Origin of the sequence: Streptomyces sp. NBC_01276 (genome assembly GCF_041435355.1) — a bacterium.
Classification (GTDB): domain Bacteria; phylum Actinomycetota; class Actinomycetes; order Streptomycetales; family Streptomycetaceae; genus Streptomyces.
Map to the genome: position 1 here is coordinate 2669014 of NZ_CP108442.1, position 14389 is coordinate 2683402.

Sequence of the window (14389 nt, forward strand, 5' to 3'; positions counted from 1 at the left end):
TCAGTGGGGACGCGTCGTGACGCGTACCCACCAGGTGATGTCCATCCTGCCGCAGCCCAGGAGTCGGCGGAGCACCGAGCCCGGAAGCGGGAGTGGTGTCTACGCTGGGTGGTGTTGTCGGACCATTGCCCGTCGGCTCCCGCCGACGGCCCTACGAGCCGAGGAAACCCGTGAGCGACACCCCATTCGGATTCGGCCTTCCGCCGGAGGAGCCGGAGAACGGCGACGAGGGCAAGAAGGGCGGGCAGGGCGGTCCCGCGAATCCGTTCGGGTTCGGCCCTGGCGGCCTCCCCGCCGGTGCGGACAACCCCTTCGCCGCGATGTTCGGCTCGATGAACCCGAACGACCTCGGCGCCGCCTTCCAGCAGCTCGGCCAGATGCTGAGCTACGAGGGCGGTCCGGTCAACTGGGACATGGCCAAGGACATCGCCCGCCAGACCGTCGCCCAGGGCACCGCGGACGGCGTGAAGGACGTGAGCGTCGGCGTCGCCGAGAAGTCGGCCGTCGAGGAGGCCGTGCGCCTCGCCGACCTGTGGCTGGACGGGGTGACCTCCCTCCCGTCCGGCGCCAACGCGGCCGTGGCGTGGAGCCGCGCCGAGTGGGTCGAGGCGACCCTGCCCGTGTGGAAGGAGCTCGTCGACCCGGTCGCCGAGCGCGTCGGCACGGCCATGGGCAGCGTGCTGCCCGAGGAGATGCAGGCCATGGCGGGCCCGCTGCTCGGGATGATGCGCTCCATGGGCGGGGCCATGTTCGGCCAGCAGATCGGCCAGGCCGTGGGCACGCTCGCCGGCGAGGTCGTCGGATCCACCGACATCGGGCTGCCGCTCGGTCCGGCCGGGCGGGCGGCGCTGCTGCCGCTGAACATCGAGGCCTTCGGCAAGGACCTCGGCGTCCCCTCCGACGAGGTCCGGCTGTACCTGGCCCTGCGCGAGGCGGCCCACGCCCGGCTCTTCGCCCACGTGCCGTGGCTGCGCTCGCACCTGTTCGGCGCGGTCGAGGGCTACGCCCGCGGCATCAAGGTGGACACCTCGAAGCTGGAGGACGTGGTCGGCCAGCTCGACCCGTCGAACCCGGAGCAGCTGCAGGAGGCGCTCCAGGGCGGCATGTTCCAGCCGCAGGACACCCCGGAGCAGAAGGCCGCGCTGGCCCGCCTGGAGACGGCGCTCGCGCTGGTCGAGGGATGGGTGGACGCGGTCGTGCACGAGGCGGCCAAGCCCCGTCTGACCTCGGCCGACGCGATGCGCGAGACCATGCGCCGGCGCCGTGCCTCGGGCGGCCCGGCGGAGCAGACCTTCGCGACGCTGATCGGGCTGGAGCTGCGTCCGCGGCGGCTGCGCGACGCCTCGCGGCTGTGGGCCTCGCTCACGGACGCGCGCGGGGTGGACGGCCGCGACGGACTGTGGGAGCACCCGGACATGCTGCCGACCGCCTCCGACCTGGACGACCCGGACGGTTTCGTCCACCGCGAGCAGCTGGACTTCTCCGAGATCGACAAGATGCTCGGCGAGGCCGCCCGCAAGCGCGACGAGGACGGCCGCGGCGGCGACCAGGACGGCGACGAGAAGAAGTGAGCCTGCACGAAGACGCGGTCCTCGTCCTGAAGCGGTACGAGGACCAGCCCGAGCTCCGCGACCTGTACCTGGAGCACCTGGCCGCCCACCCGGACGGGGTCTACAAGCCCTGCGGGGCCGGTCACGTCACCGGCAGCGCGCTGGTCGTCGACCCGCAGCGCGGGCGCGTCCTGCTGACCCTGCACAAGAAGCTCGGCATGTGGCTCCAGATGGGCGGGCACTGCGAGCCGGGCGACGCCACGCTCGCCGGGGTGGCGCTGCGCGAGGCCGCCGAGGAGTCGGGGATCGCCTCCGGGCTGACCCTGCTGCCGGGCGGGCCGGTGCGCCTGGACCGGCATCCGATCCCGGCGCCCTGCAACTGGCACCTGGACGTGCAGTACGCGGCGCTGGCTCCGGCCGGTGCCGTGGCGGAGATCAGCGAGGAGTCGCTGGACCTGCGCTGGTTCCCGTACGAGGAGGTGGCGGCAGTGGCCGACACCTCGGTGGTGCGGCTGCTGGAGGCGACCCGGGCGCGCCTGGGCGCGTAGGGCCGCCGGTACGGCGGAGGGGGCCGGTCCGGGCGGACCGGCCCCCTCCGCCGTCGCGCGGGGTGCGATGGCTCAGTTCCAGGCGTTGTTCTGGTTCTGGGCGTGGGCGCCGTGCTGGCCCATGCCGTACTGGGCGGCCATGCCCTGTCCGAGCTGGGCGTTCTGCGGCGGGAGCAGCTCGCTGGGCTGGACCAGCGCGAAGCCGGTGCCGAGGAAGCTGAGCTCCCAGCCCTCTCCGGTGTTGCCGCGGCGCCGCCACACGCCGGTGGAGTGCGTCTGGGCCTGCATCTGCACGCGCAGGGAGGTGGACCAGGCGACGATGGCGTCGGCGTCGGCGTTGACGTACTTGTCGGGGGTGACCTGCATCATCAGCGGCTGGCCGGAGGTCATGAGCGCGACCTTGCCGCGGCCGCTGATGTTGAGCTGGTACTTGCCGGAGCCGGAGATGCCGTACTGGCTGTCGACGGCGATGGCCTCGGTGTGCAGGGTGGAGTCCAAGGCCAGCACGTAGCTGCTGTCGACGGTGAGGCCGTCCTGGTCCACGTCGACGACGTGGACGTGCTGGGCGAGGTTGGCCAGGTAGACGGTGCCCTGCCCGGAGCAGCGCATCAGGTCCAGGCCCTCGCCGGTGCGGGCGCGGGCGGTGCGCTGGGTGGTGCTCTGGTACTCGCCGTCGAAGTCGACGATGCCCTGGTAGGCCACCATCGCGCCCTTGCGGGCGAGGACGTCGTCGGAACCGGTCAGCGAGACCCGCAGGAGCTGCGGGTTCTGGACGGTGTACCGGTCCTGGGACTGCGCTTCCGCGTAGCCGAAAAGTGAGCTCTGCATGATGTGTCCGCTCCCCCTCAGCCCCGGGTCCGGAGCCGGTCGGTGCTGTCCTCGCTGGGCTGTACGACGACGATGCCCTGGCCCGAGAAGGCCATCTGGTAGGCCTCCCCGCTGCCCCGGCCGATCATCGACGAGGCCTTGAAGCTGCGCTTCCCCTTGACCTTGAGGTTCGGGGACCAGGCGACGAGCGCGTCCGGGTCCACGTAGGTCTCGTCCTCGCCGCGGCCGCAGTCGACGACGATCGGGGTGCCGCGGGAGGTGATGGCGACCCATCCGGTTCCGGACACCTGGACGTTGAACAGGCCCTGGCCCGCGAACTTCGCCATGCCCTTGACCCGCTCGACGCCCCACTTGAGGTGGGCGTCGAAGGCGAGGAGGTTGGTGCCGTTGACGGAGAGGGCGTCGTTGTTGAGGTTGACGCAGACGACGTCGGCGCCGTAGTCGGCGAGGTAGAGCAGGCCGTCGCCGGTGCACTTCATCAGCGGGGCGCCCTCGCCGGTCAGCCACTGCGAGGCCATCTGGCGCACGGCCGGGGGGTTGGGCTCGTACTGGACGAAGCCCTCGTAGGCGACCATCGAGCCGGTGCGGGCGAAGAGGTCCTGGCCGCTCTGCATGGCGACCTTGAGCATGGCGCGGCCGTGGTTCTCCATGCGGGCCGTGACGGGGGTGGGGGCGTAGCCCGCGAGCTGCTGGTTCATTGCGTTCATGGCGTTCATGTGGGGCTCCCTCAGACCTCGTACGGCTGGACGACGATGAAGTTGCCGGGAGCGCCGCGGAACTGGAGGTTCACGGTCTCCCCGCTGTGGCCGGGGTAGGCGTTGCGCCGCAGGCGCACCTGGCTGGAAATGATCACCTGGGAGGCGGCCGACCACGCGACGATGGCGTTGCTGTCCGCGAAGGTGGTCGGGGTGACGGGGAGGACGACGGGGGCGCCGTGCGTCTTGACGATCACCGTGCCGGAGCCCTGGAAGAGCATCGTGAACAGGGCGCCGCCGGGGATGCCGTGGCCCTCGATCCGGCGGACCTCGTGCTGGAGGGACTCGTCGAAGGCGAGGACGCTCTCGGCGGAGACGCAGATGCCGTCGCCCTGGAGCTCGATGGCGTGCAGGTGGGCGCCGTTCTCGGCGAGGAAGACCTGGCCGCGGCCCGAGCAGCGCATCAGCTGCATCTCCTGGCCGGTGGCGTTGCCGACGATGCGGCCGGCGAAGCCCGCGCCCTTGTAGCTGAAGTCGACCTTGCCCTGGTAGAGGACCATGCTGCCCTGGCGGGCGAGGACGGGCTGGCCGCCCATCGACAGGTCGACCCGCATGAGCTGCTGGTTCTGCGGGGTCCAGCGGGCGCCCGTGGGGGCTTCCTTGTACGGCTGGAGGGCGGCGGCGAGGCCGTGGCCGGCGGCCTGCGGGGCCTGGCCGTAGGCGGGCGGGGGCTGCTGGCCGTAGGCCGGCTGCTGCTGGCCGTAGCCGGGCTGCTGACCGTACTGCTGGCCCGGGACCTGGCCGTACGAGGGCTGCGGCTGCTGGCCGTAGGGCGCGGGGGCCGGGGCGGGCGGCGGGACCTGGGCGCCGTACGAGGGGTGCGGCTGCTGCTGGCCGCCGTACGAGGGCGGGCCGGGCTGCTGCGGCGGGTGGGGCGGCTGGCCGTACGGGGCCGCGGGGGCGGGCGGGGCCAGCGGGGCGATCATGGTCGGCGCCGAGTGCACCGGTGCGGGGGCCGGGGGCTGGGGCTGCTGCGGCGGGGCCGCGTAGGGCGCGGGCTGCGGCGGCTGGGGCTGCGGCGGCTGCTGCTGGGCGGGGGCGGCGAAGGCCGGAGCCGGGGCGGCCGTCTGCGGGGGCGGGGCGAAGCCGGGCGCGGCGGGCTGCGGCGGGGCCTGGGCCGGCACCTGCTGCTGCGCCGGCTGCTCCTCCTCCTCGGCGACCTCGCCGCCGAAGTTCTTCAGCAGCGCGGCGAGTCCGCCGTCGAAGCCCTGGCCGACGGCGGCGAAGCGCCACACGTCCTTCAGGTAGAGGTCGCCGATCATCAGCGCGCGTTCGGTGCTGAACTCGGAGCCGGTGAAGGAGTACCGGACGACTTCCTCGCCGCCGGCCACGATGCGGATGTAGCCGGGGCCGATCTGCGACATCTGGCCGGCCCCGTCGAGGGTGGCGCTGAAGGACAGCTTCCGGACGGCCGCCGGCACGCGGTCGAGGGTCACCCGGAAGGATTCCGTGTCACCGGCCTGCGGGCCGAGCTGCTGGATGGACTCCTCGGGCGACTTCGGCTGGTTGTAGAAGACGAAGTAACGGTCGTCCGAGAGCTGCTCGTTGGCGTCGAGGCCGAAGCAGCTGATGTCGAAGGTGAGCCCGGGCCCGGCGATCTGGACGCCCACGTACAGATCGGTGCCCGCTGTCAGATCACTGATCTTGGCCTTGTGGCCGCGTTGGAATTCCCTGGCCATACGTCCGACCGTCCCCCATCCCGACTGTGAATGCGTACCGCTGAATGCGTGCCGCTCAGGCTAACGGCTCCCGCGGACATCCGGCCAAGCCGGTACCGACCCGGTACACAATCGCGTTCCGTGACAGAAGGTCATTCCTCGCGGGCGCCCGGAATCCGGGGGAGGCGTTCCGCGGCGACCACGCCTTCGAGGAATCCGCGGGCCCGCTCCGTCTTCGGGTAGTCGTCCAGCAGCTCCCAGAAGCGGGGGCCGTGGCCGGGCACCAGGAGGTGCGCCAGCTCGTGGAGCAGCACGTAGTCGACGACGTACTCCGGCATGCCCTGCAGGCGGTGGGAGAGGCGGATGCTGCCCTCGGCCGGGGTGCAGGAGCCCCAGCGGGTGTTCTGGTTGGTGACCCAGCGGACCGAGCGGGGGCGGGCGCGGCCGGCGAAGTACTGCTCCGACAGGTGCTCGGCGCGTTCGGTGAGTTCCGTGTCGCCGAGGGTGCGCTTGCTCTCCTGGGCGGCGAGCTTGTCCAGCATGACGCCCACCCAGCGCCGCTCCTCCGCCTCGGACATCCGGGCAGGGATCAGCACGACCGTCCGGTCACCCTCGCGGTAGGCGGATACGGTCCTGCGGCGGCGCGCGCTCCGGCGGACTTCCACGGCGCGCTGGGGTGGGTCGGCGGACACGCCTCGAAGGTACCCGGTCGTCGTGTCGGAAGTCCCGCGCGTCCGCCGTTCGAACAGGATCGAGGCGCGGGCGATGCCGGAGGGGGCCCGAACGGGGTGCCGGAGGGGGTCCGTTCTCCCTCTCACAGGCCACCGATATCCATCTCATATACCTAATACACCTCACCTGTGGACAAACTCCCGCACGCCCGGCGGAAGACGGGCATGGTGTCGGAAGAAGAGAAGGCGCGGCGGAGGGACGGTGGTCCCCGGCCGCGCGTCGGGACGCACCACGAGGGGGAAGCCGTGTATCCGAAGGTGAAGCCGGCCCTGGCCCGGGCCTGGAGGGATCTGCAGACGGTCCAGTTCGGTGTGACGCCCGCGCACGCGGTGGTGCTCGGGCCGGTCGACACGGCCACGGGCTCTCTGATCGACCGGATCGACGGCACGCGGGGCATGGACCTGCTGCGGACCGAGGCCCGGGGGATGGGGCTCCCGGAGGGGCAGGTGGACGAGCTGGTGCGGCGGCTCGCGCGCGCCGGGCTGCTCGACGACGTCACCGCGGGAGGGCCGCGGGCCCAGGCGGTGCGGCGCCGCCCCGAGGCCCTGGAGCGGCTCGGGCCCGATCTGGGCTCGCTCTCACTGGTCCACCGTGAACCGGGCGGTGACTTACGGGGCCTCGCGGCACGCCGGGCGATACGGGTCCAGGTGCGCGGGAGCGGCCGGGTGGGGGCGGTGGTCGCCGCCGTCCTGGCGTCGGCGGGGGTCGGGGCGGTCGACGTGCTCGACGGGGGCCGGGTGACCGTGGCCGACGTGGCGCCCGGCGGGCTCGGTCCGGCCGATGTGGGCCGGCTGCGGGCCGAGGCCGCGAGGGCCCTGGTACGGGGGTCGGCGCCGGGGAGGCCTCCGCGCGCCGGGGATCCCGAAGGGCCGGAGCCCGGCCCGGCTCTGGTGGTGGTCGCGCCCCGGGACGGGCTGCAGGCGTGGGCCCCCGATCCGGCCGCTGCGGCCGACTGGGTCACCACGGGCACCCCGCACCTGTACGCGGGGGTGCTGGAGGGGACGGGGCTGGTCGGCCCGCTGGTGCTGCCGGGTGCCACGGCCTGCGCCGGATGCATGGAGCGCGACCGCGTCGACCGGGATCCGGCCTGGCCGAGGATGCTGGTCCAGTGGCGGTCGGCGCACCGCCGCCGGGATTCGGGGGCCTGCGACGTGGGGCTGTCCACGGCGGTGGCGGGGCTGGCCGCGGCACACGCCCTGGCCTTCCTCGACGGAGAGCTGCCCGCCTCCACCGCCGCCCGCTGGGAGGCCGCCCTTCCGGGGGCGCACTGGGAGCGGTCCCCGCTGCGCCCCCATCCGGACTGTCCCTGTGCGGCGGCGCCCGCCGTGGCCGCCCCGGCGGTGCGGTCGTGAACGGCCGGAGTCGCGGCGGACCGGGGGCGGGTGCCCGGGTCCGCGGGCGAGGGGGCTCGTGACAGGATGCGTCGGGGGCCGAGGGGCCGTCCCGGATCCGCCGCTCGCGGCGCAGCCGTCTGGGAACTGGAGGGGCATATGTCTGATCTTCCCCGGAAGGCGGTCACCCGTACCGTCAAGCTGGCCGCGCTGCCGCTCGGCATCGCCGGCCGGGCGACCTGGGGGCTGGGCAAGCGGATCGGCGGGAAGTCGGCCGAGATCGTCGCCCGGGAGCTCCAGCAGCGCACCGCCGAGCAGTTGTTCCGCACGCTCGGCGAGCTGAAGGGCGGTGCCATGAAGTTCGGGCAGGCCCTGTCGGTGTTCGAGTCGGCGCTTCCCGAGGAGGTCGCGGGCCCGTACCGGGCGGCGCTGACGAAGCTTCAGGAGGCGGCCCCGCCGCTGCCGACGGCGCGGGTGCACCAGGTGCTGGCGGAGCGGCTCGGCGAGGACTGGCGGGAGCTGTTCGAGGAGTTCGAGGACAAGCCCGCCGCGGCCGCCTCCATCGGGCAGGTGCACCGGGCGGTGTGGCACGACGGCCGGCAGGTGGCGGTCAAGGTCCAGTACCCGGGGGCCGGAGAGGCGCTGCTGTCGGACCTCAAGCAGCTGAGCCGCTTCGCCGGACTGCTCGGGCCGCTGATCCCGGGCATGGACGTGAAGCCGCTGATCACCGAGCTGCGCGACCGGGTCGCGGAGGAGCTGGACTACGAGCTGGAGGCCGAGGCGCAGCGCGCGCACGCGGACGCCTTCGACGCCGACCCGGACGTGGTGGTCCCGGACGTGGTGCACCAGGGCGACCAGGTGCTGGTGACGGAGTGGATGGAGGGCACCCCGCTGTCGGAGGTGATCGCCGACGGCACGCGGGAGGAGCGTGACCGAGCAGGGCAGTTGCTGGCCCGGTTCCTCTTCTCGGGGCCCGCGCGCACGGGGCTGCTGCACGCCGATCCGCATCCGGGCAACTTCCGGCTGATCGAGGGGGCGGACGGCCGGGTGCGGCTGGGCGTGCTCGACTTCGGCACGGTCGACCGGCTGCCGGGCGGCTGGCCCAAGCCCATAGGCCGGTCGCTGCGGTTGACCCTGGACGGGGACGCCGAAGGGGTCTACGGCCACCTGTGCGCCGAGGGGTTCGTGAAGGAGTCCATCGAACTCGACCCGGACGCGGTGCTCGACTACCTCAAGCCGATCATCGAGCCCGCCGAGGCGGACGAGTTCACCTTCACCCGGCCGTGGCTGCGCGGGCAGGCGGCGCGGATCGCCGATCCCCGCTCCCCCGCACACCAGTTGGGGCGGCAGATCAACCTGCCGCCCTCGTACCTGCTGATCCACCGGGTGACGCTGAGCACCATCGGGGTGCTGTGTCAGCTGGGTTCGACGGTGCGGCTGCGCGACGAACTGGAGTCCTGGCTGCCGGGGTTCCTGCCCGAGGACTGAGTCCCCGGGGCCGGCCCGGTGGCGGCCGGGGTCACCACCAGGAGGAGTCGAGGCGGCCCTCGATGGCCCGGAGGTTGGCCCGCGCGCAGTCGACGCAGAAGTACTGTCTGGTGCCGTTCTCCACCGAACAGGTCCAGGTGGGCGGGGCTCCGTCCGGGGAGCGGGCGCCGCAGCGCGCGCAGACGACGGGCTGGGCCCCGGGTCCCGGAGGGTCGGGGTGGGGAGTCTGCTGGTCCACCTCCAGACGATATCCCCGCGGAGGGCGTCCGGGGCCCGCAACGCACCGGGGGGACCGGTCCGTTCGGACCGGTCCCCCCGGGGGCCGGGTCACCCGCTCGGTGACCCGGTGGCTCGGCGAGCCTCAGTGCATGACGGCCATGGCGAGCGCGCGCCGGGCGCGCATGGAGACGCGCTCGGCCCTGCGCTGCATGCGCCGTGCTGCGACCAGGCGCAGGGCGTGACGCTCGGCGTCCGCCTCACGCATGCGGTCGTCCATATGGGCACGGGCCATGGCTTCTGGGATGAGTTGCATTTCGCGGGTCCTGTTCTGACGCGAGGTGATCGCGCCGGCGGTGATGAAGTCTGCGGTGGCGGAGCCGTGCGGCTGCTCGCTCGTGGTGGCGTAGGGGGACATGGGGGCCTGCTTCAGGGGGTCGCGCGTCAGGGGGCGGTCGATGGTTCCGATGGCGGTCATGCCGCTGCAACCGGGTTCTTGCGCGGACGGCCACGGGGACGCTTGCGCGCCACCACGACGCCCTGGACGAAGAGCTCTCCGCCCCAGACGCCCCAGGGCTCGCGGCGCTCCTGGGCGCCGGCGAGGCAGGCCTCGACCAGCGGGCAGGTGCCGCAGAGGGACTTGGCGTACTCGACGTCGGCCGGGGACTCGGCGAAGAAGACCTCGGGGTCGAAGGTGCGGCAGGGGACGGGTACGCCGAGGTTCTCGATGGCGTCGTCGAGCGCGGTGAGCGCGGTGAGGGGGGTCAAGGTGGAGTCCTCCGGGACTGCGGGCGGGGAGATCGTTCGGTTCTGCGGTACGGACGGGGCGTGCGCTTCGAGTTGCACGGTGTTTTCTTCCTCGTCTTGTTCGACTAGTCGTTCCGGCCGGTTGGCCGGTCGCGGCTTGGTACCTGGTCTTGCCAGTCCCGAGGCCCCTTCGCTCCGTCGTCCCCGTTCGGGGACAAACAGAAGGGCCGCGGATCCCGGGTGGGGTTCCGCGGCCCTGAAGGCGCCGGCCTGATCATGCGATCAGGCTGGATCACTCCAGGGTTCGAGCCCGCGGAAGGCCCACATCAGGTGGTGCTGGTGCTTCTTCGTCTGCGTCTGGGATCCGGCACCGGCTGCGGCCGCGAAGCCATAGGCGCCATGCGCCTGGGCTTCCAGTACTGCCACCGGTGCCTGGGTCGGTCGCTCATTGCGCTCGCTGACCGCAAGGGTCGCCAGCAGGGCGGGCCGGTCAGCGGAAATCGCGGACAGACCGGTACCCAGGAGGGAGACGGAACCGAGCAGGCAGGAAGCGTCGACCGAGCGATCGGTCATTTTGGTGAAGGTCATGAAGCTGGTCACTGGTCTCGCCTCCTCTCGGCGTCTCGGGGACTCGGCCCGGAGGCCTGTCCCATGCGTATTCGGATAAGTACAGCACGGATCCGGGGCTTCGGAGAAGCCACCGTTTCCGTTGCTAAGAACCTATGGGGATTCGCCGGGCATGTGCAAACTATTTTTCCGACGAGTTTCTACGCGTCGTCAGGATCCGCGCCCACAGGCTCCTGGCCTGCGCAGATGGCCAGGACATCGGCCCCGTACCGCTCAAGCTTGCGGCCACCCACGCCGGAGATCATCGAGAGCTCCCCCGCCTCGGCGGGCGCGGCCTCGGCGATGGCCATCAGGGTCTTGTCCGTGAACACGCAGTACGCGGGCATCCCCTGGAGCTTCGACTGGCCGGCACGCCAGTCGCGCAGCCGTTCGTAGAGGCCCTCGTCCATGTCGGACGGGCAGTCCTCGCAGCGCATCAGCTTGATCTCGCCGGCCTCGGTGAGGGTCCTGCCGCAGACCCGGCACAGCGCCGGTCCGCGGCGGCCGCGCTTGCGGGCGGCTCCCGCCTCGGGCCCGCCCGGCCGACTGCCGGGGGCCACGGAGCCCGGCCGCAGGCCGTTCAGGAAGCGGCTGGGGCGACGGGAGGCCCGGCCCCCCGGAGCCCGGGAGAGCGCCCAGGAGAGGGTCAGGTGGTGCCGCGCCCGGGTGACCCCGACGTACAGGAGCCGGCGCTCCTCCTCGACCTGCTCGTCGGTCTTGGCGTAGGTGATCGGCATCATGCCGTCGGTGAGGCCGACCAGGAACACGGCGTCCCACTCCAGGCCCTTGGCGGCGTGCAGCGAGGCGAGGGTGACGCCCTGGACGGTCGGCGCGTGCTGGGCGGCCTTGCGCTCGTCGAGTTCGACGGCGAGGTCGGCCAGGGTCACGCCCGGCCGGCTGCGGGCGAAGTCCTCGGCGAGGCGGACCAGCGCGGCCAGGGACTCCCACTGGTCGCGCACGGCTCCGGAGCCGGCGGGCGGCTCGGCGGTCCAGCCGGTGGAGCTGAGCACGGCCCTGACCTGGGAGCCCAGTTCCACCACGTCCTGCAGCAGGGGGTCGTCACTGCCGCCGGAGCGGGCGGCTCCGCGCAGGGCGAGGACGGCCTTCTGGACCTCGGCCCGCTCGAAGAACCGCTCGGCCCCGCGCAGCTGGTAGGGGACCCCGGCATCGGCCAGGGCCTGCTCGTACACCTCGGACTGGGCGTTGATCCGGTAGAGGATGGCGATCTCGCCGGCCGGGACGCCGGCCGCGATCAGGTCCCGGACCCGGCCGGCCACGCCCTCGGCCTCGGCGGGCTCGTCGGGGTACTCGGCGTAGGCCGGGTCGGGGCCGGGCTCGCGCTGGGAGACCAGCTCCAGGCGGTGCTCGGCGGCCCTGCCCCTGGCCTGGCCCAGCAGGCCGTTGGCCAGGTGGACCACCTGGGGGGTGGAACGGTAGTCGCGGACCAGCTTGACCACGGTGGCCTGCGGATAGCGGGTGCGGAAGTCGAGCAGGTGGTCGGGGGTGGCCCCGGTGAAGGAGTAGATGGTCTGGCTGGCGTCGCCGACGACGCACAGGCTGTCGCGGTCGCCGAGCCACAGTTCGAGCAGGCGCTGCTGGAGCGGGCTGACGTCCTGGTACTCGTCCACCACGAAGTGCTGGTACTGGGCGCGGATCTGATCGGCGATGTCGTGGCGGTCCTGGAGGACGCCGACGGTGAGGAGCAGCACGTCCTCGAAGTCGATCATGCCGCGGTCGCGCTTGAGTTGCTCGTACGTGCCGTAGATCTGGGCGATCTCGGCCAGGTCCCGGGGGGCCTCGCGGCCGGCCTTGAGGGCGGCGGCCGGATAGTCGGCGGGCACGGTCTGGGTGACCTTGGCCCATTCGATCTCGCCGGTGACGTCGCGCAGCTCGTTGCGGTCGAGGCGGATGCGGCAGCGGGCGCCGGCCTCGGCCACGAACTGGATCTTGCGCTCCAGGAGCCGGGGCAGCTCGCCCCCGATGGCGCGGGGCCAGAAGTACTGGAGCTGGCGCAGGGCCGCGGAGTGGAACGTGCGGGCCTGGACCCCGCCCGCGCCGAGGGCGCGCAGGCGGCCGCGCATCTCCCCGGCGGCACGGTTGGTGAAGGTGACGGCGAGCACGCTGGCCGGCATCAGCCGCCCCGAGCGGACCCCGTACGCGATGCGGTGGGTGATCGCGCGGGTCTTGCCGGTACCGGCTCCGGCCAGCACGCACACCGGGCCGCGCAGGGTCGTGGCGACCTCGCGCTGCTCCGGGTCCAGGCCCAGGAGCACGGCGTCCGCGGCGTCTGCGTCGGCCGGGGAAACTGAGGAGTGCGTTGCTGCTGTCACCCCGCCATGCTGCCAGGTCCCGAGGGGCGGACGGGATGACCGTCCACAGGTGAGGGGCGTCCGTCATACCGTCGCACCGGCCCCACCAGCCGGAGCGTCCGCAGCAGTCGGATCCGTCACACCGGCCGTCCCGTCCCCCGTGCCGGGAATGGCTCGGGGGCGGGGGACGTTCGATTGTTCGGACCGATCACCGAGACCCGGTCCACCGAGACCTCCCAGAGGAGCGAGCATGCAGGACACGGGCACCGTCACGATGTACAGCACCACCTGGTGCGGCTACTGCAACCGGCTGAAGAAGCAGCTGGACCGGGAAGGCATCGCGTACAACGAGATCAACATCGAGCTCGACCCGGAGTCCGCGAAGTTCGTGGAGCAGGCCAACGGCGGCAACCAGACCGTCCCCACCGTGCTCGTGAAGTCCTCCGCCGGCAGCGAGTCCGTCATGACGAACCCGAGCCTGGCCCAGGTCAAGCAGGCCCTCGCCGTCTGACCGGCCCCGGCCCCGGCCCCGGCCCCCAGAATGGCCCCCGCCTCGGCGGGGGCCTTCTGCGTGCCGGTGGCGGCCGTCAGACGGTCGTGGACGGCTTCGGGAGGGGCTGGCCGTACCAGAGCTCGACCAGGCGGGCCGCGATGGAGATGCCCGACGGCGGCAGGACCTCGCCGGCCTCGATCGCGGCGCGCAGGTCCTCCCGGGAGAACCAGCGGGCCTCCTGGATCTCCTCGCCGTCGACCGTGATCTCCGAGCTGACGGCCCGGGCGGTGAAGCCCAGCATCAGGCTGTACGGGAACGGCCAGGGCTGGCTGGCGACGTACTCGACCGTGCCGACCTTGACGCCCGCCTCCTCCCACACCTCGCGGATCACCGACTGCTCGATGGACTCGCCCGGCTCCACGAACCCGGCCAGCGTCGAGAAGCGGCCCTCGGGCCAGTGCACCTGGCGGCCCAGCAGCGCGCGGTCCTGCTCGTCCGTGACCAGCATGATCACGGCCGGGTCGGTGCGCGGGTAGTGCTCGGCGCCGCAGCCCGGGCAGCGGCGGATGTGCCCGGCGGCCGCGACCACCGTGCGCTCGCCGCAGCGGGAGCAGAAGCGGTGCATGCGCTGCCAGTTCTCCAGCGCCACCGCGTGGACCATCAGCCCGGCGTCGCGCGGGCAGAGCAGCAGCCCGGCCTCGCGCAGTCCGGCCGGGCGGGCGGACTGGTCCATGCGGCCCGGCAGGGAGTCCTTCTGCAGCGCGAAGTACCGTACGCCGTCCTCGTCCGTCCCCAGGAAGTAGCGGTGGGTCTCGGTGACCGGGGCCTCGAAGGCCGGGGTCATCACGATGGCGGTGCCGCCGTCGGGGGTGTCGTCGATCAGGACCTGGCCGCCGGAGACGACGAAGACGCGGGTCGTCGGGTGGCTCCAGGCGGCGGCGAGCCACGCCTCGTCGAGGCGGTGGTGCGCGGCGCGGTCGATTCCGCTGGGCTCGGCGAGCGAGATCGGGCGCTCGGGCTCGGTATGGGTGCTCACAGGTACTTCCAACTCCCCCGGTGTGTGGGACAAGGCAGGCTGCTCGGGTGCGGTGCGGTGCGTGCGGTGCGGTGCGTGCGGTGCGGTGCGGT

At 72.8% G+C, this 14389-nt stretch carries 15 protein-coding genes; 5 read left to right on the top strand and 10 right to left on the bottom strand.

What is annotated here, in order from left to right:
• Positions 1 to 170: 170 nt before the first annotated feature.
• Positions 171 to 1571: a zinc-dependent metalloprotease gene (locus OG295_RS11295; protein WP_371676754.1), complete on the top strand. Its 1401-nt coding sequence runs from the start codon at positions 171 to 173 to the stop codon at positions 1569 to 1571.
• On the top strand, positions 1568 to 2098 hold the full coding sequence (locus OG295_RS11300) for an NUDIX hydrolase (protein ID WP_371676755.1): 531 nt from the start codon (positions 1568 to 1570) through the stop codon (positions 2096 to 2098). The genes OG295_RS11295 and OG295_RS11300 overlap by 4 nt, the downstream gene beginning before the upstream one ends.
• Before the next feature lie 72 nt (positions 2099 to 2170).
• Here OG295_RS11300 and OG295_RS11305 read toward each other — a convergent pair whose 3' ends face one another.
• The 4 genes from OG295_RS11305 to OG295_RS11320 all read right to left on the bottom strand — a co-directional run bounded on the left by OG295_RS11305 (position 2171) and on the right by OG295_RS11320 (position 6031).
• Positions 2171 to 2926 carry an AIM24 family protein gene (locus OG295_RS11305; RefSeq protein WP_266842151.1) on the bottom strand — a complete coding sequence of 252 codons (756 nt, stop codon included), beginning with the start codon at positions 2924 to 2926 and terminating at the stop codon, positions 2171 to 2173.
• 17 nt (positions 2927 to 2943) lie between these two features.
• Positions 2944 to 3624, bottom strand: coding sequence for an AIM24 family protein (locus OG295_RS11310; RefSeq protein ID WP_266844018.1), 681 nt, complete (start codon positions 3622 to 3624; stop codon positions 2944 to 2946).
• A 29-nt stretch (positions 3625 to 3653) separates the two neighbouring features.
• Positions 3654 to 5360 (bottom strand): TerD family protein, encoded by a 1707-nt coding sequence (locus OG295_RS11315; protein ID WP_371676756.1) that lies wholly within the window; start codon positions 5358 to 5360, stop codon positions 3654 to 3656.
• Positions 5361 to 5491: 131 nt separating this feature from the next.
• Positions 5492 to 6031 carry a M48 family metallopeptidase gene (locus OG295_RS11320; RefSeq protein WP_266842148.1) on the bottom strand — a complete coding sequence of 180 codons (540 nt, stop codon included), beginning with the start codon at positions 6029 to 6031 and terminating at the stop codon, positions 5492 to 5494.
• A gap of 285 nt (positions 6032 to 6316) precedes the next feature.
• On the opposite strand from OG295_RS11320, the gene OG295_RS11325 reads away from it, so the two are divergent.
• Both OG295_RS11325 and OG295_RS11330 read left to right on the top strand, forming a co-directional pair.
• Positions 6317 to 7423, top strand: coding sequence for a ThiF family adenylyltransferase (locus OG295_RS11325; RefSeq protein WP_371676757.1), 1107 nt, complete (start codon positions 6317 to 6319; stop codon positions 7421 to 7423).
• A gap of 138 nt (positions 7424 to 7561) precedes the next feature.
• Complete coding sequence (locus tag OG295_RS11330; protein WP_371676758.1) at positions 7562 to 8890, top strand: ABC1 kinase family protein; 1329 nt, start codon at positions 7562 to 7564, stop codon at positions 8888 to 8890.
• 31 nt (positions 8891 to 8921) lie between these two features.
• Here the strand turns inward: OG295_RS11330 and OG295_RS11335 are convergent, their stop codons facing one another.
• From OG295_RS11335 to OG295_RS11355, 5 genes are all read right to left on the bottom strand, one after another.
• Positions 8922 to 9128, bottom strand: a complete 207-nt coding sequence (locus OG295_RS11335; protein ID WP_371676759.1) for a hypothetical protein — start codon at positions 9126 to 9128, stop codon at positions 8922 to 8924.
• 123 nt (positions 9129 to 9251) lie between these two features.
• Positions 9252 to 9584 (bottom strand): hypothetical protein, encoded by a 333-nt coding sequence (locus tag OG295_RS11340; protein ID WP_371676760.1) that lies wholly within the window; start codon positions 9582 to 9584, stop codon positions 9252 to 9254.
• Positions 9581 to 9952, bottom strand: a complete 372-nt coding sequence (locus OG295_RS11345; protein ID WP_030225917.1) for a WhiB family transcriptional regulator — start codon at positions 9950 to 9952, stop codon at positions 9581 to 9583. Before OG295_RS11345 ends, OG295_RS11340 begins: the two co-directional genes overlap by 4 nt.
• Before the next feature lie 183 nt (positions 9953 to 10135).
• A complete protein-coding gene (locus tag OG295_RS11350; RefSeq protein WP_371676761.1) occupies positions 10136 to 10453 on the bottom strand; it encodes a hypothetical protein in 318 nt (105 codons plus the stop codon).
• A gap of 167 nt (positions 10454 to 10620) precedes the next feature.
• Positions 10621 to 12789, bottom strand: coding sequence for an ATP-dependent DNA helicase UvrD2 (locus OG295_RS11355; RefSeq protein ID WP_371676762.1), 2169 nt, complete (start codon positions 12787 to 12789; stop codon positions 10621 to 10623).
• A gap of 229 nt (positions 12790 to 13018) precedes the next feature.
• On the opposite strand from OG295_RS11355, the gene OG295_RS11360 reads away from it, so the two are divergent.
• Positions 13019 to 13279: a mycoredoxin gene (locus tag OG295_RS11360; RefSeq protein ID WP_266842139.1), complete on the top strand. Its 261-nt coding sequence runs from the start codon at positions 13019 to 13021 to the stop codon at positions 13277 to 13279.
• Between the two features lie 76 nt (positions 13280 to 13355).
• On the opposite strand, the gene nudC is transcribed toward OG295_RS11360, so the two are convergent.
• The gene (gene nudC, locus OG295_RS11365; protein WP_371676763.1) at positions 13356 to 14309 is read right to left on the bottom strand and encodes an NAD(+) diphosphatase; all 954 of its coding nucleotides are present in this window, start codon (positions 14307 to 14309) and stop codon (positions 13356 to 13358) included.
• Positions 14310 to 14389 lie beyond the last annotated feature (80 nt).